This is a genomic window from Faecalibacterium sp. HTF-F (assembly GCF_023347535.1).
Taxonomy (GTDB): Bacteria; Bacillota; Clostridia; order Oscillospirales; family Ruminococcaceae; genus Faecalibacterium; species Faecalibacterium wellingii.
Window position 1 is genome coordinate 741,949 of sequence record NZ_CP094473.1, and the last position, 17,800, is coordinate 759,748.

15 protein-coding genes and 1 tRNA gene are annotated in these 17,800 nt (G+C 50.8%); 6 read left to right on the forward strand and 10 right to left on the reverse strand.

Features of this window, described 5'->3' with window-relative positions; translation table 11 throughout:
• Nucleotides 1–30 precede the first annotated feature (30 nt).
• The 4 genes from MTP37_RS03490 to MTP37_RS03505 form a co-directional block, all read right to left on the reverse strand.
• Nucleotides 31–3,090, reverse strand: coding sequence for a DEAD/DEAH box helicase (locus MTP37_RS03490; RefSeq protein WP_249238218.1), 3,060 nt, complete (start codon nucleotides 3,088–3,090; stop codon nucleotides 31–33).
• Entirely contained in the window at nucleotides 3,087–3,851 is a 765-nt protein-coding gene (locus tag MTP37_RS03495; protein ID WP_249238219.1) for a Hachiman antiphage defense system protein HamA, read from the reverse strand. Before MTP37_RS03495 ends, MTP37_RS03490 begins: the two co-directional genes overlap by 4 nt.
• A gap of 292 nt (nucleotides 3,852–4,143) precedes the next feature.
• Nucleotides 4,144–4,749 carry a Fic/DOC family protein gene (locus MTP37_RS03500; protein ID WP_249238220.1) on the reverse strand — a complete coding sequence of 202 codons (606 nt, stop codon included), beginning with the start codon at nucleotides 4,747–4,749 and terminating at the stop codon, nucleotides 4,144–4,146.
• A 2-nt stretch (nucleotides 4,750–4,751) separates the two neighbouring features.
• Complete coding sequence (locus MTP37_RS03505; protein ID WP_249238221.1) at nucleotides 4,752–4,940, reverse strand: antitoxin VbhA family protein; 189 nt, start codon at nucleotides 4,938–4,940, stop codon at nucleotides 4,752–4,754.
• A gap of 383 nt (nucleotides 4,941–5,323) precedes the next feature.
• On the opposite strand from MTP37_RS03505, the gene MTP37_RS03510 reads away from it, so the two are divergent.
• Nucleotides 5,324–5,385 (forward strand) — tRNA-Ala (locus MTP37_RS03510).
• A 20-nt stretch (nucleotides 5,386–5,405) separates the two neighbouring features.
• Here the strand turns inward: MTP37_RS03510 and MTP37_RS03515 are convergent.
• Complete coding sequence (locus tag MTP37_RS03515) at nucleotides 5,406–5,846, reverse strand: hypothetical protein (RefSeq protein ID WP_249238222.1); 441 nt, start codon at nucleotides 5,844–5,846, stop codon at nucleotides 5,406–5,408.
• A gap of 49 nt (nucleotides 5,847–5,895) precedes the next feature.
• Between MTP37_RS03515 and MTP37_RS03520 the strand changes: the two genes are divergently transcribed.
• Nucleotides 5,896–6,024, forward strand: coding sequence for an oxaloacetate decarboxylase (locus MTP37_RS03520; RefSeq protein WP_249238223.1), 129 nt, complete (start codon nucleotides 5,896–5,898; stop codon nucleotides 6,022–6,024).
• 96 nt (nucleotides 6,025–6,120) lie between these two features.
• On the opposite strand, the gene MTP37_RS03525 is transcribed toward MTP37_RS03520, so the two are convergent.
• Nucleotides 6,121–6,951, reverse strand: a complete 831-nt coding sequence (locus MTP37_RS03525; RefSeq protein ID WP_249238695.1) for a helix-turn-helix domain-containing protein — start codon at nucleotides 6,949–6,951, stop codon at nucleotides 6,121–6,123.
• Between the two features lie 214 nt (nucleotides 6,952–7,165).
• Here MTP37_RS03525 and MTP37_RS03530 point away from each other — a divergent pair, with 214 nt between their 5' ends.
• Genes MTP37_RS03530 through bilR form a run of 3 tightly spaced genes read left to right on the forward strand, consistent with a single transcriptional unit; the run spans nucleotide 7,166 to nucleotide 11,269 of the window.
• The gene (locus MTP37_RS03530; protein ID WP_249238224.1) at nucleotides 7,166–8,554 is read left to right on the forward strand and encodes an MFS transporter; all 1,389 of its coding nucleotides are present in this window, start codon (nucleotides 7,166–7,168) and stop codon (nucleotides 8,552–8,554) included.
• 3 nt (nucleotides 8,555–8,557) lie between these two features.
• On the forward strand, nucleotides 8,558–9,313 hold the full coding sequence (locus MTP37_RS03535) for an alpha/beta hydrolase family protein (protein WP_097800211.1): 756 nt from the start codon (nucleotides 8,558–8,560) through the stop codon (nucleotides 9,311–9,313).
• 30 nt (nucleotides 9,314–9,343) lie between these two features.
• Nucleotides 9,344–11,269, forward strand: coding sequence for a bilirubin reductase, long form (gene bilR / locus MTP37_RS03540; RefSeq protein ID WP_112147771.1), 1,926 nt, complete (start codon nucleotides 9,344–9,346; stop codon nucleotides 11,267–11,269).
• A gap of 466 nt (nucleotides 11,270–11,735) precedes the next feature.
• On the opposite strand, the gene MTP37_RS03545 is transcribed toward bilR, so the two are convergent.
• Both MTP37_RS03545 and MTP37_RS03550 read right to left on the reverse strand, forming a co-directional pair.
• On the reverse strand, nucleotides 11,736–12,695 hold the full coding sequence (locus MTP37_RS03545) for a calcium/sodium antiporter (protein WP_112147770.1): 960 nt from the start codon (nucleotides 12,693–12,695) through the stop codon (nucleotides 11,736–11,738).
• Nucleotides 12,696–12,980: 285 nt separating this feature from the next.
• Entirely contained in the window at nucleotides 12,981–13,169 is a 189-nt protein-coding gene (locus tag MTP37_RS03550) for an antitoxin VbhA family protein (protein ID WP_249238225.1), read from the reverse strand.
• A 300-nt stretch (nucleotides 13,170–13,469) separates the two neighbouring features.
• On the opposite strand from MTP37_RS03550, the gene MTP37_RS03555 reads away from it, so the two are divergent.
• Nucleotides 13,470–13,922: a succinylglutamate desuccinylase/aspartoacylase family protein gene (locus MTP37_RS03555; RefSeq protein WP_249238226.1), complete on the forward strand. Its 453-nt coding sequence runs from the start codon at nucleotides 13,470–13,472 to the stop codon at nucleotides 13,920–13,922.
• Nucleotides 13,923–14,345: 423 nt separating this feature from the next.
• Here MTP37_RS03555 and MTP37_RS03560 read toward each other — a convergent pair whose 3' ends face one another.
• Together MTP37_RS03560 and lacZ are read right to left on the reverse strand one after the other, a co-directional pair.
• Nucleotides 14,346–14,669, reverse strand: coding sequence for a helix-turn-helix domain-containing protein (locus MTP37_RS03560; RefSeq protein WP_249238227.1), 324 nt, complete (start codon nucleotides 14,667–14,669; stop codon nucleotides 14,346–14,348).
• A gap of 27 nt (nucleotides 14,670–14,696) precedes the next feature.
• Nucleotides 14,697–17,780, reverse strand: a complete 3,084-nt coding sequence (gene lacZ, locus MTP37_RS03565; RefSeq protein ID WP_249238228.1) for a beta-galactosidase, LacZ type — start codon at nucleotides 17,778–17,780, stop codon at nucleotides 14,697–14,699.
• Nucleotides 17,781–17,800: the final 20 nt, after the last annotated feature.

Below are 17,800 nucleotides of genomic sequence, written 5' to 3' on the forward strand. Positions count from 1 at the left end.
TTTTTATGGATGCCCGCAATAATAATTTTATTATTTACAAATCCAGTTGATTCTCACTGAGAAATATGTTGGATACACAGATAGAAATCCTAATATTTTTTCTTTGCACATTTTTAAAGCATCGATGATATGATTAGTGTCAATCGACTCCGCTCCAATTTGTTCTGCAATAGAATTAGCCAAAAGACGATCATTAAATACTTTTTCACAGATTGAGATGGCCGTCTCTGAACATACTCCATATTTTAATTTCCTTTGTAAAAGAAGTAACTTTGATACAAGAAGTGCTCTGTTTTCATCATCGCCATCATCAATCACATCAATGATATTTCCTATAAAAAAGCTGAATTCATAGGAAATGAGCTTGCTGCACAGGCTCTCAATATCCGATATCAAAAGTCCAGTCGCTTTTTTCATTGCTATAAAGGAGTATCCATCAAGCCACATTCGACAAATATCTGGAAAATATTCTTCTGTTTTACCAATTTTATGAGTATCGATAAAAAAGGATAACAACATTTCAAAAATTTCTGAATCTGAAAGTTGCTGCTCCATGAATTGAGTTTCTGCTAGCCATGCTTCAATTATTAAAGCATCATCTATTCCAAGCATACTTTTGGAGTATCGTTTGATCTTCACACGATCAACTGTCTTTGCCTTTTGTGCAATGACATCAAATATTTTTTCCAACAACGTTTTTTCTGCATCGTTGGCCATAAAATAAGCAAGAGTCTCTTTACAAAGTTCCAATGCCACAACCTGCGCATCGGAACCTTCATCATTAGAAAGGACAAAGCATAGATGATTTTCGATTGTCTCTATGACATGCTGCCGAACCGTTAGAGCAGTCTTAAGTACAGCAACACTTTTTTGGTTCATCGGCGTCTGTTTTTTCCGTTCATATGCTTGCAGAATTTTTTCGTAGCACGATTCAAAGCAATCCCAATGGCTATAATTGTTGATAATATAGTTAGCAATATATACGCCTTTTACATGGTCATCATGATTGATTTCAATATCTTGGACAAGCCATAAAATAGAGCTTTCGCATGGTTCTGCTGCGTGACTGTCAAACATTTTGACGCAGTTTTCCCATTTGTAAAATCCTCCGTTTCTTCGATTGTTCTTGTTGTCAAATAGCTTTGAATCTGTAACAATAACACTTCCTTCCGTGTACATTCCCGAACGTGCTGTCCTTCCCATTAAATTTTGAAAATTTCGAATTTTCATACTATTTTGATCAAGCATGAAACTAGTCATAAAAAGGTACTTTATGGGAATGTTCACTCCTTGAGCAAGTGTAGATGTACATATCACAAGGTGCAGGTCTTTCTTACGAAATGCGTATTCAATAGCAAGGCGCAAACCATTCGGAAGATTTGAATAGTGTGGTGCAACACCCAAATTGCAAGCTTTTGTATATGGATGATCACAACCGTAATAATCGGCCATTAACTTGGCAATACGACTCATTTCCAATGTGTTGCTATACTTCTGAATTCCAGAAAGATCATATTCTCGACTATCAAGGTCAATAATTTGCTGAATTATGGTTTGTACACTTCGAGTTCGATTGGCAAAAATTGCAGCACCACCATTTTTGCAAAGTTTATTTGCATAATATATTGCAATATCCTTGGGATCTGTCAACTTCGGAAAATAACGCTTTTTTCTTTCTTTTCCAAGTTTTTTTAGCAAATTGACTTCTATGCTGCGTGGAACATAGAAATCTTCACGTTCAGGATCTTCTGAGTAGTAATGAATATCTCGTGTTTGTGAAGAAAATCCGATGCTTTTAGGTGTTGTTTTAATTGCCGGATCAGAAGCCAAGGTTCCATTTTCATTAAAAAGCCATTGCTTAATTTGCTCGGCGTTTGAAAGCACCGCAGAAAGAAGCACAATTTGTTTTTCTGTATTTATGTGTTTTCGAATTTCAGAAATCAACAGCTCATAAGCTGTTCCACGTCTTCCATCATCGAACATATGACTCTCATCAAATATATACAAACCGATTTCATCTAAAAACTCAACTTGATGATGGATAATATAGCTGAGCTTTTCTGGCGTACAAATTAGTATTGTCGCTTTCAAAGTAAAATCCACGAAAAAATCATTTTCCAGAATATCTGAAAATTGGTTTATTAAAACACTCTCTCCAAAAGCTGAAGTCATATCGCTTGCAATCTCGTTACATAAAGCACGAAGTGGTGCAACAATAATAGCAGTAGCCGTTCGGTTCGAGAGAAAGGATGACCGAATGATTAGTTCTATACTTTTGGTTTTCCCAACGCCTGTTGGAAGCTGAACGATTGCATTTTCTCCGCTTAACACATTTTTCTTTCCTATAAGCTGCTGTGCAGGCCACAACATTTTAGGAGATTTTGAGCTTTTTAAATACTCTTCCCATTGTCCGGGTTCCAATTTTGAATATTGAGGAATCAGTTTCCATGCGGCTTTTGATAACGCTATCGTAATTACTGCAAGGAGTATATCGACATAGTATATCTCCATAGGATCATTGTTTTTATAAATTGCAGTTCGATATTTCCGAATCGCCTGTTCTATGTTAGGCAAGCCTTCTCCATTGGTGTAGTAGAATAGTAATGCCCGGCAGAGTTCTTCACCGCCAAAGGTATCAGAACTTATAGGGAAAACCTTATCCAAGAGGAGATACCCTAATAGATTTCTAAGTATTATTTGAGATGTACCCATAGTGGGCGTATCTTTTATTTTTTCGAAAAGGGCCGCACATAATACTTTGGAACTACCAAAATCATTGGATAAGAAATAGGCTGCTGCACCGGACAATAAAAAGTCCGTATCGTATGCTGTTCTATCATTAGCTCCAACGGAGGCATCAAAGTATTGAGAAGCCTTCACCATATAGGGTGCGAATTCTGCCTTCCCAGTTTCATCATTTTCTATAATGCTCTCTGCATATCGAGAAAGGATATATATGACAGGATAGGAAAGTTCATTTGAGTTTAGCGGAAATTTGGGATAGTCTTTTTGTGAAATATCATATTCTACCAGCTTCGCTTTTGCCTTTTGATATTTAAGCATATAGTTGGAATTCGTTCCAAAAATCATTTTGTACACCTCTCAAAGATTTGGTGGGCCAAATTCATCAAATCGGCGCCATGTACATAAAAAATGGACTGATTAACTTTTAATTGCAAATCATTTCCCTTAATCCCAGCTATTACTTTATTTTCAATCTCTGGCTGACTTGAGATGGCAGCTCCAACATAAGAGATTTTATAGGGCGATTCCGTCTTTTTTTGAAAACGTTCAACGCAGTTTGATTCATCGAATTTTCCCATATTACGGAGCTTTTTTCTATAGTAATTTAATGTATGAGCAACTCGGTGTTCATCTTTTTTAGAATCAGTAGCAGCCTCTTGAATAGTTTTACATATTTCTTTTGACGACAGGCGTGCTTTTACCTCTATTGCAATCAGCTCATCTTCTTTGGCAGGAGTTTTTTCTTTACTATGGAATTTATACGCGATTATATCGGTTCCGTGCTCAGACTCGTTTTTTCCTGACCGGTTATATTGTTTGCATCGAGGTACTTCATAATTTAGAACAAACTCAAATAAATCTGCAAATAAAATTTCGCTAATATCATTTGAACGTGCAGTTGGACCAAATGTTTCTTGCCTTTGCGGAATAATATATTCGCGTAGATAATCTTCTATAGATAATCCTGTTGCAACACTGTCATCTGTCAGTTCATCGTCTTCAACATAATGTTTTCTAATATGAAGTGCCCAGTCGTCAAAGACCGCTTCATCGGTTTCATAGGAAAGTTTATAGCACTTTAAAGCAACACCATCTTCAAAGGTCACTCCTTCCTCGTTGACAAGCCAATTTATATACAGAGGCCGCTCCATCCTACAACATCCTCTCACTAAAAATTTCGTACCAATTGAAAATCAACTGTAGTCCTAGCCTTTTGAGCAAACGACTGATAGCAGGGTATATCTTGAATCAAGTATACCATTTCCAATAAAAAAGTACATCTGAAATTTTGAATGTTCCATGTAGGATGGTCGATTTTCTTGGACAAATAACAGTTGTATAAAAAAAGCGCAGCTCCTATTCTGATGAATAGAAGTTGCGCTTCGCGGTTATTGTATGCTAATTCGGCGATTCAATGCACTGCTTTAGAACATCGCAGAACGCCATATCATCGTCTACGGCAGCAATTGCAGCGTTGATCAAAGTCTCTCGGTCAGTGTTGCCCCAGTTGATGTGCAGACCATATTCTAGTGCCATGCAGCGAATCAATTCACGAGTGCTGCGGCCATTTCCCTCGCGGAAGGGATGGATGATGTTCAGCTCTGCCATCGTCTGCGACAGATTTTGAATCTGCTTTTCTTCATCTTGTTCGGCAAGCAGCTTCTTGGAGTGAATGTTTTTGAACACCCGCTCCAATTCTCGGTCGATCAGGTCTGGCGGGTAGAACATCGTGTCGCCCTTGCTGATTTGTTCCTTGCGGATGTGCCCTGCAAACGGGTACACATCTTCAAAAAGGAAGCGGTGAATCCGAAACAGGTGAGTTTTGGTAAAACGTCCCTTGATTGGCTCCTGTAACAGAGCCATCTGCTTTATAGCCGTAAATTCTTCTTCGGCCTGTTTGAGTTCGGCTTTATCATGAATGTTCAACTTGTTGATCAGAACATCCGTATCCGGGTAGCAGTACATGGACTGCACTGTGGTGTAGACATCATACTTTGAGAACATAATCAGCCCTTCTTCGCGTACTTTGCGCGCAGTTCATTCACGACCTGCTGATAGCTGGCTTGACCGTTGCCAATGCGGTCAAGGTTGCTGCGCGTGTCCTTGCTGATGGTCATTCCCTCAATGGCAAAGGTGCCGTACACATTGCGGAGATTGCTCTTGTGCTGGGCAGGGGTAGTGTACTTGACGCTCATGGTTTGGCCTCCTTCTGATCTACATAATACTATATAAAGTTTATCGTGTATGAGTCCTATTGTCAATCTATAACTTGTTGTCAAATGTAAAAAACGCATCTTCCATTCATCAAGAATGGAAGATGCGCTTTTACGTTATATCGTATTTTATTTTGAATCGGGATGCGATACATCTGAACCCCATGCGAGTACTATCTCAAGGGCCTGCAGCTCACTTGTCCGCCAACCATATTACGCCCCAAACTGCATCATCTTGAAAATCAGCGGCTTGGAGACCATACTTGCAACCGAGAAAGGTCGTTGGGATGGCGAAACATTTTATATGGACGAATATACGTTGATTTTTCTCTTCTCGCAGTGCATAAGGTGTGCACAAAAGCGATATTGCTGGGAGAGCGTTCGGTTCGCATCCGAGAGGTCAAGGGTTCGAATCCCTCTAGGTCCACTTTTAGCAGCAGCGTAATTTTAACGCTGCTGCTTTTCTTTTGCATGTGCATAGGTCACACGCTGGCTTTGGGACCTAGAGGGATTCGAACAGCGCGGCCCTGCCGCAGGCAGGGCAAGCAACCAGCCCAGTGCAACGGCGACGACCGCAGCCAGTGGCTGAAACAGGGAGGAGCTGTTGGGGCCGCGTTCTGATTTTTCAAAGCCCCGCCAGGGGGCTGCGGAAAAATCAGCTAACGCAACTCGTCGCTGTTGCTTAGTGCGCGGGTCCCAACCAGTAGGAATATCTACCGAGGAGACTTTCGTTTTTGCCGCATCGTTTTGTACGATGCGGCGTTTTTTATGCCTAAAAAACTTTGGCAGACCATGTCGGGCTCCGAACCCTGAAGTCGGATGCGAACCGGGTGGGGTCATCCATGTACTTTTTGAAAATCCATCGGTTTCACGCTTCTTTCTTTGCATTTTGCAGAGTTCTGCGGGCAAGTGCATCGCTTTTAACGGAGGTGCCTTTATGCTTCATCTTTCTTCCTGGATGACCACACTGCCCATGATGCTCATCGGCATGACCGGTATCCTGCTGGTCATCGGCTTTCTCGTGCTGGTTGTGATGGTGCTGAACTGCCTCACCCACCGCAAGTAAAAGAAAAAAATAGGATAAGCAAGCCGCCCGGGAGGATCTGCGGATCTTCCCGGGCGGCTTTTTTCACAGGCGCAGACGGCGCTGCTTTTGCCGGATTCATCCCCGGGCGTCCTGCCGGGTGGTGTGGAAGTACTCCTTGGGGGTCATGCCGTACTCCTTTTTAAAGGCGCGGAAAAAGTGGTTGTAACCGCCAAAGCCGCTGGTCTTGTACACCTCGGTGATGGGCAGCCCCTGCTCGATGAGGGTGCAGCAGCGGTCTAACCGCGCCTTTACGATATAGCGGTGCACCGTCTGCCCGGTCTGGCGTTTGAATTCCCGGGCAATATGTTCCCGGGAGACGAAAAACTCCTTTTCCAGCCGCTCCAGCGTCAGTTCCTCGGTAAGGTGCGCCTGAATAAACAAAAACACCTCGTCCAGCATCAGGTGGTGGCGGCTGACCAATGCGGTGTGGAACTCCACATGGATGCAGGCACGCAGCGCCAGCACCACAAACATTTGCAAAATACCGTGCTCGAACACCGCTGCACCGAACTGGGTGCGCTCCTGCGGGAGCATCAGCAGCTTCCGGGCAAGGTTTTTCAGCAGCATATAGATCTGGCTGTCCGGGCGCACAGCCACCTGCCGGAAGGGCACCACGTTGAAGCTTTTTTCAAGGTCGGTATCTGCGTCCGAAAGCTGCGCCAGCGTCTGGGGGGACAGCTGCACCCGAATAAGTTCCAGCGGGCCGTAAGCACCGGCGTATTCCAGTCTGCCGCCCTGACCGGGCTTGAAGATGATGAGATTCTGCTGCTGTGCGGGCAGCACCACCTCGCTGCACCGGAACACACCGCTGCCCCGCATGACTAGAAACAAATCATAATACGCGCCGGAATAAAATTCCCGGACGGCGCTCTGCTCAAAAAGATAACGCTTGGCTGTATGATTCACCAAAAAGTCCTCCATGAAACTGTCATATGTAACAGATTGTTGTACACAACAGAAAAGTACAACTATTATAATTGCATAATACATCAATTTGCGATAGTTTTCAATCATTTTTTGGATATGTATTGATGAAAAATTAACGTATAATGCAAACGTAGAAAAGAGACTTGTGCGAAAAGTCTCGTGGTTTCACTGTTTTTAAGGAGGATAAAACACAATGGACCAGAAAAAGACCATCCGACCCTTCTCCATGAAGGACAAGATCGGTTATACGCTGGGCGATCTGGGCTGCTGTTTCACCGAGCAGTACCGTGCCATGTATCTGTCGATCTTCTACACCCTGATCCTGCAGGTCAACCCCTTCCACGTGGGTATCCTGCTGCTGATCACCAAGATCTGGGACGCCGTGAATGACCCCATCATCGGTGCCATGGTGGACTCCCGCAAGGCCACCAAGGGCGGCAAGTTCATCCCGTGGATCCGCGCCTTCTCCTTCCCCATGGCAGTGCTGTGCATACTTGGCTTTGTCAATGTAGGCAATATCAACTACGGCCTGCGTCTGGCCTACATGTTCGTCACCTACGTTCTGTACGAGGCGCTGTACACCTGCGTCAACGTGCCCTTCGGTACTCTGTCCAGCGTGATGACCGATGATGTCAGCCAGCGCACCGCACTGTCCCGCTACCGCAGCCTTGGCGGCACCATCTTCATGACCGTCATGGTCATGATCGGTCCCCTGTTCCTGTATGTGGACAACAAGCCCGTGGCTGGCCGCTTCCTGATGCTGGCCTGCATCTGCGCTATGCTGGGCCTGCTGTGCCTGCAGATCACCTGCGTGTGGTGCAAGGAGCGCGTGGAAGTGCCTGAGCGTCCGCAGGGCGAAAAGCTGAACTACCTGCACGTGCTCAAGGAGATCTCTCACAATAAGGCTCTGCTGGGCGTTATGTTCTTCAGCCTGACCGGCATGATCGGTGCTTCCGTGGTCAACGGTCTGAACACCTACCTGTATAAGGACTTCTTCGGCAACGTTAAAATTCAGGCTGTCTCCGGCATGCTGAGCGTGCTGTACGCGGTGCTGTCCTTTGCCATCACCCAGCCTCTTGCCAACAAGTTCGGCAAGAAGGAGTGGTGCTGCATGGGCGCCGGCTTTGCCGCCATCGTGTTCGGCATCCTGTTCTTCTTCCCCGTCCACAACCCCGTGGCCTTCATCGTCATCAACGGTATCTGCTATCTGGGCGCTTCCGGTATGCAGGTGCTGATCTGGGCCATGGTCAACGACGCCATCGACTACCATGAGCTGCAGACCGGCGAGCGCAACGAGGGCATCGTCTACTCCACCTACTCCTTCTTCCGCAAGCTTGCAAGCGCCATTTCCGGCAGCCTGTCCAGCTTTGTGCTGGGTGCCATCGGCTACAACGTTACCGCTGGCGCTGTGCAGACCGCAGGCGTTGTAAACGCCATCTGGAAGAGCTACACCGGCGTCTACTTTCTGGGCTACGGCATTGCAGTTGCCATCCTGTTCTTCGTCTACCCCCTGACCAAGCAGAAGACTGCTGAGATGCTGACCGAGCTGAAGGCTCGCCGCGCCGCAAAGGAGAGCAAGTAAACCATGAAGATCTTACAGGTTCAGTTTAAAAACCGCAATGGCCACACCCTGCGCGGCATCGTGACCCTGCCCGACACCGAGGGCAAGGTACCCTTTGTGGTGCATCTGCACGGCTTTGCCGGCAGCTGCAGCGGCTACAAGTCCATGTACACCCACCTGTCTCGCGCTCTGGCAGCGCAGGGCATCGGCAGCGCCCGGTTCGATTTCTACGGCAACGGCGAGAGCGACGGCGAGTTCGAGGATATGAGCTTCGACGGCCTGCACACCGATGCACAGGATATCTTTGCATGGGCCGCTGAGCAGCCCTATGTGGACAGCGAAAAGCTGTTCCTCTCCGGCCAGAGCATGGGCGGCTACATTGCCGCCTCCTGCGCACCGGTCATCCAGCCCCACGGCCTGATTTTGCTGTGCCCGGGCGCCGGGATGTGGTTTGGCTGCGCACAGCGCGCCGACGGCGTTGTGCAGACCGGCAAGGACTACACCGACATGGAGGGTCTGTGCTACAAGATGGCCTTTAACTACGAGATGGCCAAGCACCCCGACCCCTTTACCGAGGCCAAGGGCTACAACGGCCCGGTGCTGCTGCTGCGCGCCGATGATGACCGTCTGGTGGACGAGGGCACCTGCAGCCGTTACGCACAGGTGTACACCGCACCCGAGGTGGACACCATTGCAGGCGGCGGCCACAACTTTGCCACGCTGGCAGCCCGTGCCGCCGTGGAGGAAAAGACCGCAGCATTCATCAAAGCAAATCTGTAAAGCAAAGCATATCTGCAAGGAGGCTTTTATATGCAAAACGTAATTCTGCAGCCCATTGAGGTGGGCGGACAGACCTTTAAAAACCGCATCATGTTCCCCCCGCTGACCACCGGCTACGAGAAAAACGGCATGATCAGTGAGCAGGACATGGGCTTCTACACCCGTCTGGCAAAGGGCGGCGTGGGCTACATCGTTATGGGCGATGTGGCACCCATCAACAGCTTTTCTCCCACCCCCAAGCTGTTTGACGACAGCCAGATCCCTGCCTTCAAGGCACTGGCCGACAGCGTACACGCCTACGGCACCAAGCTGGGCGTCCAGCTCTTCCACCCGGAGTACGATGTGGACGCCATCAACAGCCTGTTCATGCAGAAGAAGTTTGACGAAATGCGTCAGCGCCTGCATCACGACATGATGTTCTTCACCGATGAGGTCAGCGAGGAGATGCTCATGGCCATCATCGATAAGATGTGCGCCTGCGCAGTGCGTGCCCAGAAGGCCGGTGTGGACGTGATCCAGATCCACGGCGACCGCCTGAACGGTTGCCTGTGCTCCACCCGCATGAACCACCGCACCGATAAGTTCGGCGGCAGTCTGGAGAACCGCGTCCGTTTTGCCCGTATGCTGACCCGCGCCATCCGCAAGGCTGTGCCGGATATGGTCATCGACTACAAGCTGTCCATCGTCACCCCGCAGCGCGGCAAGGGCGGCATTGACGAAGCCGACGCCGTGCAGTTTGCCCAGTGGCTGGTAGAGGACGGCGTGGATATGCTCCACGTTGCGCAGGCCAACCACACCGGCAACATGGCCGACACCATTCCTCCCATGGGCGTACAGCCCTACGGCTTCTTCGTCAAGATTGCCGGGGACATCAAAAAGGCCGTCAATGTGCCGGTCAGCGCCGTGGGTCGTATCGTGGATGCCGAAATGGCTGCGCGTGTCATCGAGAGCGGCATGGCCGACATGGTTGCCATGGGTCGCCCGCTGCTGGCAGACCCCGACTGGGGCACCAAGATCGCTGCCGGGAAGGCCTGCGATATCCGCCGCTGCATCAGCTGCAACAAGGGCTGCACCGATGCCATCCAGAACCGTCAGTTCCTCTCCTGCGTGCTGAACGCGGAGAACGGCTACGAGAACACCCGCAGCATCCAGCCCGCAGCGCAGAAAAAGAAGATCGCCGTCCTCGGCGGCGGCCCTGCCGGTCTGGAAGCCGCCCGTGTGGCAGCGCTGCGCGGCCATGACGTGACCCTGTTTGAAAAGACCACCACTCTGGGCGGCCAGCTGAACATTGCCTGCGTACCTCCCCGCAAGGAGGAGATGCGCCGTGCCGCACAGGACCTGATCCACGCGGTCTGCAACGCCGGTGTGCACCTGTGCATGGGTCAGACCCGCACCGCAGAGCAGCTGAAGGATGCCGGTTTCGAGGCCGTCATCAACGCTGTGGGCGCACACAGCGCTGCACCCCGCATCCCCGGCATCGACAGCGTGAACGTTGCCGACGCTTGGAGGGTGCTGGCCGGTGAGCAGCAGGTGTACGGCACGGTTGCCGTCATCGGCGGCGGCATGGTGGGCTGCGAGACCGCAGAGTATCTGGCTGCCCGCGGCTGCAAGGTGTCCGTTATCGAGATGATGGACAAGATCGCCGCAGGCGAGAGCACCACCATTCTGCCCACCCTGCTGGAAAACTATAAGACCTACGGCGTGGAGCAGTACCCCAGCCACAAGGTCAAGGAGTTCCGCATGGACGCCGTCGTCTGCGAGAACAAGGACGGCGCAGAGGTGACCATCCCCTGCGATTACATCGTGCTGGCTATGGGCGCACGCTCCAACGAATTTGACGCTGCTGCGCTGGAAGCTGCCGGCATCCCGGTGTATTCCATTGGCGATGCCGCCGGCAAGGCTGCGGATATCTCCAACGCCATCCGCACCGGCTACGATACCGCCTGCCAGCTGTAAAATAAAAATATCGTTCTATTTGTGGGTCAGAAACGCCTGTGGGCGCTTCTGACCCACTTTTTTTGCCCTCTCAGGCAAAGCCGTCAGGGTTTTGCCTCGCCCTCTCAGGCGCTCCCGCGCCAGCTCTCCCAAGGGGAGAGCGGACACGCCCGGAAACTTTACGGGTCAGCCGGGAACTGTACCGCCACCGCTTAAGCCTTCACCCACCGGGGGAAGGTGGCGCGTAGCGCCGGATGAGGGGCAGCACCAGCTCCCCCGAAGGGGTAGCCAAGGTTTAAAGCCCATTGCTAAAGTATTAGGCATCATGAGGAGACTTTCGGCAGTGCTCTTGGCTCTCCCTTTGAGGAAAGACTTCCACCCGCTCCGGGGGAAGATGTCGCGGAGCGCATTCAAAATCATCCCACATAAAAAGGCTGCTGCACAAAACCCTGTGCAGCAGCCTTAAATATTTTACGTTTACAACAGATCAGATGCTGAACTGCACGGCGCAGAAGGCGGCATAGATGCACAGCAGTGCAATGCCCTGCGGGCGGCTCAGCTTGCCCTTAATCAGAGCGGGCAGGGTGAGCAGCAGCATCACGGCAAACATGACCGGGATATCCATCACCAGCGAGGCGTTCATGCCTGCGATGGTGGAGTTCTGCGGGATGCTGAAGGGTGCCAGCGTGACAGACACGCCGCTGACCAGCACTAGATTGAACACGTTTGCACCGATGACGTTGCCCAGCGACAGCGCGCCGTGACCCTTGGCCAGCGAGGTGATGGCGGTGACCAGCTCCGGCAGCGAGGTACCCAGTGCCACAAAGGTTAGCGCAATGACCGACTCCGGCACGCCCAGCGCCTGTGCGATGAGGGTGCCGTTGTCCACCAGCAGGTCAGCGCCCACAGCAATGAGCACTGCGCCGATGGCCAGCAGCCCCAACTCCTTGGCAAAGGAGCCTTCCTCAGCCTGCTCTTCCTCTTCCGGGGCGGGGGCATTTTTCATAGCCAGCACGTTGCACACGATGTAAGCCACGAACATGGCCAGCAGGATCAGGCCCACCGGGCGGGTGAAGGAGCCGGTGGTGTAGGCCACACCGGCATAGAAAGCGGCAGCCACAAAGAAGAAGGCCACCGGGGTGCGTAGGCTCTTGGGGTCAACCTTGCCCGGGCGCACCGCAATGGTGATGGCGGCGATCAGTGCAGCGTTGCAGATGACCGAGCCGATGGCGTTGCCGTAGGCGATCTCGCCGTGACCGGTGAGGGCAGAGGTGGTGGACACCATGACCTCCGGCAGGGTGGTACCGATGGACACCACCGTGGCACCGATGAGCAGCTCCGGCACATGGAAGCGGCGGGCGATGCCGGTGGCACCGTCCACAAACCAGTCGCCGCCCTTGATCAGGCACAGCAGACCCACGATAAATAACAGAACAGGGATCAGCATAATATCTCTCCTTTTTAATAATAGCGGCAGAGGCACAAAAAAAGACCTTTATCACATCCAGCCCAAAACGGGAAAATGTGATAAAAGTCTCAAGCATCCGGCACTGCATCGGGCATTTCTGCCGGGGGTGTCGCTGCAGCACAGCGCACCCGTTTTTTAACTAAAGTACGCCCCTTACTCCCTTTTATCCAAAGAATATTATACCTGTTTTCCAGCAAAAGCGCAAGGGGAAATAGCAGTACATGGACTGCACTGTGGTGTAGACATCATACTTCGAGAACATAATCAGCCCTTCTTCGCATACTTTGCACGCAGTACGTTCACGACCTGTTGATAGCTGGCTTGACCGTTGCCAATGCGATCAAGGTTGCTGCGTGTATCTTTGCTGATGCTCATTCCCTCAATGGCAAAGGTGCCATACACATTGCGGAGGTTGCTCTTGTGCTGGGCAGGGGTAGTGTACTTGACGCTCATGGTTGAGGCTCCTTTTAATCCACATGATACTATATAAAGTTTATCGTGTATGCGTCCTCTTGTCAATCTATAACTTGATGCCAAATGTAAAAAGCGCATCTTCCATTCGTCAAGAGTAGAAGTTGCGCTTTTACGTTACATCGTATTTTATTGTAAATTGAGATGCGATACATCTGAACCCCATGTGAGTTGCATCTCAAGGGCCTGTAGCTCACTTGTCCGCCAACCATATTACGCCCCAAACTGCATCATCTTGAAAATCAGCGGCTTGGAAAGCATACTTGCGAGAGAGAAAGGTCGTTGGGATGGCAGAATATTTTATATAGACGAATGCGGGTCTGTTCAACAGCCCGAAATGGATCGTACAGCTGGGCAGCACAAAAAGGAATCCCTGCTTTGCTGTTGGAGCGAGGCGGAAATGGCCGCTGGACTCCCGAAGAGGTGGAAGCAGATTGCGAGGATGTACTCCGTCTGATGAACCATCTTGGAATCATAAAAGAAGATTTCAATGTGATCCGTCAGACAGAAATCTCAAAAGCCGTCTACGAAGAAGCACCGGCAGATGGATACTGGTTTCCGGAAGTCTGTGCGGGGCAGGAAGTATTAAAGGATGCACTGCTGGGCAGGTGGAAAAGCTCCGATGGAACGCAGAACTACGAGGTCCGTGCAAGATTTGCGGGGCGGATTTTGTATGAGACCACTGCACTGGGAGTCCGTAGAAATGACCCGCTCGTTGCATATGGAACAGCATGAGTTTCCATAAAAACAAAAACAGGGTGCGCCCCTGAATAGGACGCACCCTGCCATCGCAATTCACAATTTGATTTGTTGGCAACAACCGTGAATTGCATATCGCAAACACGTTGTTGAGAATTGCACTGCTTGAAAAACTTGCGATTAAATTCAAGAATGTAGCTGACTTCGATGACGACGATTCGCCAGAAGCGCCTACAGATAGTATGAGAAAGTAAAAGCGACGTCAGTGTGCGGTTGACGTCGCTCATTGTGCGCCTTTAGGCGCGGCTGGTATTATGGCCCCTATGGGGCCGTTCTGCAAACCCCGCGTTTTCACGCGGGGTTATGATTTGTAGGCTGGCCTCATTTGGTTTTGACCACAATTTTGACCACAATGCCAAAGATTTTATCTGGTCTAATTAGTGCCGTTCTGTCTAACTTTTAGGCCGAAAAAGCCTCATCAAAAAGCTGAATCGCGTTCTGCCGAATGGATTCCTGAACATGGAGATCAACCGTTGCGCTTTTATCTATGAAAAGGTCTTCTACGCTGATGTCCAGACCCTTGCAAATACGTTCCAGCGTGTTCAAGGTTGGATTTTGAACGCCGCGCTCAATATGCCCAACGTATGCGGCATTCATGTCACAACGTAAAGCAAAAAGCTCTAGGATTAACCCCTCTTCTTTGCGGATCTTTCTGATCCGTTCTCCAACAAGGGATGCTAGTTCGGCTGGTTCAGATTCAGGCTGATCTTTCGCTTTTTTCACAGAGAACGCCTCATTTGCGGGCAATCATCAGATGCCACGGAACGTAAAGGTGAACTCCACAGGCTTGGTTACATCAGGAATATACTCCGGGTGGACATTGGCACCCCAGCTGTCATCACCGCCGACGCCCATCTGCTCGCCCATGGCACGGATGACCGTGTAATGGACCGGGGGCAGCTCGTAGGGATGCTTGGCACTCTCCATTTCATGGGGAGTGTAGGGCAGCGCAGAGAAGAACATGGGCTTTGCGGCATCTGCGGTAAACAGCAGCCCGCGACCCTTGCGGTCCACTACCTTTGCCCAGCGCACAGCGGTCTTTGCACCGCACTCCTGCGGCACAAGGTACTGTGCCATGTTGTCTGCGACCTTGTTCTGGTAAATGCCCAGCTTTGCACCATGCTGGCGATCCCAGTAGGTCTCCGCAGGGCCGTTTCCGTACCACTCCACCGTGTCGTAGTCAGCGTCGATCTTGAACAGTACGCCGAATTCCGGCATTGCTGCAAGTCCTTCCACCGGGTCATAGTGCAGGGTGGTCTGGATGCGGCCATCACCGAACACACGGTACTGCAGGCTGCACTCTGCTGCGGGGCTGGTCTGGAGGTTATAAAGATAGGTCACGACCACGCTGTCGGCTTCCACCTCGCAGGTGGGGTTCTGGAGGATGGTGCCGCCGTGAACAGACGGGATCTCCTTGCCGATGCCCTTGGCGGTAGCGTACAGGCTTGCCAGCTTCCACTGACCGCGAACGCCGCCCATGTTGTTGCCGCAGTCGTTGTCGGTGGGAGCGCGCCAGAAGTTGGGACGGGGAATCTCCTGAATCATCTCCTTGCCGGCATAGCGGTAGGAAGTCAGACCGCCGTTCAGATCGGAGAACAAAACATCGAAATTCTCACCCCGGACACCGATGTTGTGTGTACCGTGCGTAACGGTAAACGGCGTGACCTTCTTGCTGGGAATGGAACGAACCACAGCGATCACACCCTGTCCAAAGGCGACTTCATGACCTTTCTTTGCCCAGCTGGTGTCCTCCTTCAAACGGAAGCTGATGGTCACTGCATATTCACCGGGGAGCGCAGGGACCATAAACGGCAGCGGGAAGCTGGAACGCTCTTCGGGAGCAACATCAATATTGGTCAGTTCCTGCTGCTGATACAGCTTTCCATCACGGTGCAGCAGAGCAACGCAGTCGAAAGCATCCGTAGAGGTGAACAGGTTCTTATTCCAGACTTCAAAGCCAGAGTTGTCGATGGAAACGGCGATGTTCTGATAGCAGAACTTGACCTCCTGCATCTTGGGAGAAGGAGCACGGTCACCACCGTAAGCAATGCCGTTTCCGCTGAAATTATAGTCGGTAGGACGCTCACCGAAGTCGCCGCCGTAGGCTTGGAACCACTTGCCGTAGCGGTCTTTTTTCCAGATGGACTGGTCGATGTAATCCCAGATAAAGCCGCCCTGATAGCCGCAGTCCTTCTGGTCGGCAAGTTCCGTGTACTTGTGCAAAGCACCGTTGGAGTTGCCCATAGCATGAGAGTATTCGCACTCGATATAAGGCCGCTTATCGCCCTGTGCCAGATACTCTTTAATGTCCTTCACAGTGCTGTACATATGGCTCTCAATATCGGTGGTTTCGAGGAAGCGGGAATCATTGACCACACCTTCGTAATGCACCAGACGGGTGTCATCAAAGCGGCGGACCATCTCGGCCATCTGGAGCAGGGTCTCACCACCAAACGATTCGTTGCCCAGAGACCAGATCAGAACAGCAGGGTGGTTTTTGTCACGCTGGCAAGTGGAATTCATGCGGTCAAACAAGACAGCTTTCCACTCCGGCTTATCATTGGGCAAAACGCCCTCGATGCCGCGAATGCCCGCCTGATGGATATCCCATGTGCCATGGGATTCCAGATTGTTCTCTGCGATCAGATACAGACCATACTCGTCGCACAGGTCGTACAGTGCATCCTGATTCTGGTAATGGCTGGTGCGGATGGCATTGATGTTGTTCTGCTTCATGGTGATGATATCCCGAAGCAGTTCCTCATGGGTGTGTACGCCCACAGCACGACCCGTAATGGAGCTGAACTCATGACGGTTGGCACCCTTGAACACGATGCGCTTGCCGTTGAGCAGCATCCGATTGTTCTTCAACTCGAACTTGCGGAAACCGACTTTCTGCCCAGTCACCTCTACCAGATGGCCTGCATCGTCCAGCAGCTCGATTTCCAGTTCATACAGAGCCGGGTCCTCTGCACTCCACAGGTGGGGGTTCTCCACCGCATGGCTGAACAGAGCAGAGCCGCCGTTCAGTGCGATTTTTTCGGAGAACACTTCCAGCTCACTGCGGCGCAGGGTCAGACGGGCTGCGCCCTTACCCTCCACCTGCAGTGCAACTTCCAGCGTGGAATGAGCGAAATCATCCCCGGCAAACAGCGTTTTGACGGATATATCTTCCAGATGCACGGTGGGGATAGCGTACAGCCACACGCTGCGGAAGATGCCGGAGAAGCGGAAGAAGTCCTGATCTTCGCACCAGCTGGAGGAAGTCCACTTGAACACCTGCACAGCAAGTTTGTTCACGCCCGGCTGGAGATAGGGAGTCAGATCGAATGCGTGTGCGGAGAAGCTGTCCTCGGTGTAACCCACATAAGACCCGTTCAGCCAAAGAGCCATGCCGCTTTCCACACCCTCGAACTCGATGTGGACGGGCTTGCCCTGCATGGATTCCGGCAGCTCGAAGTATTTTACATAGCTTGCCACCGGATTGAACCACTGCGGAATTTCACCCGGCTGTACTTCTTCACGGCCATCCCACGGATACTGAATATTCGCGTACTGGGGAATGTCGTAGCCCTCCATCTGGATGTGTGCCGGAACATGAATGTCATCCCAGCCGCTGCAATCGTAATCTGTCTTTTCAAAGCCGGGGATGGCACTGGTGTAGTTCTTTGCGTAGGCGAATTTCCAGATACCGTCCAGCTTCAGCGCCAAAGAAGAGGAGCCTGTCCGATATTCTTCGCGGGAAGCGTAAGTACGGAAACTTGCATGAGCATTCAGCACGTTTTCCTTGAAAAAGGTGGGGTCTTTTACTTTTGCAAAATCAAATGCAGCCATAGTATTTCCTCATTTACCTT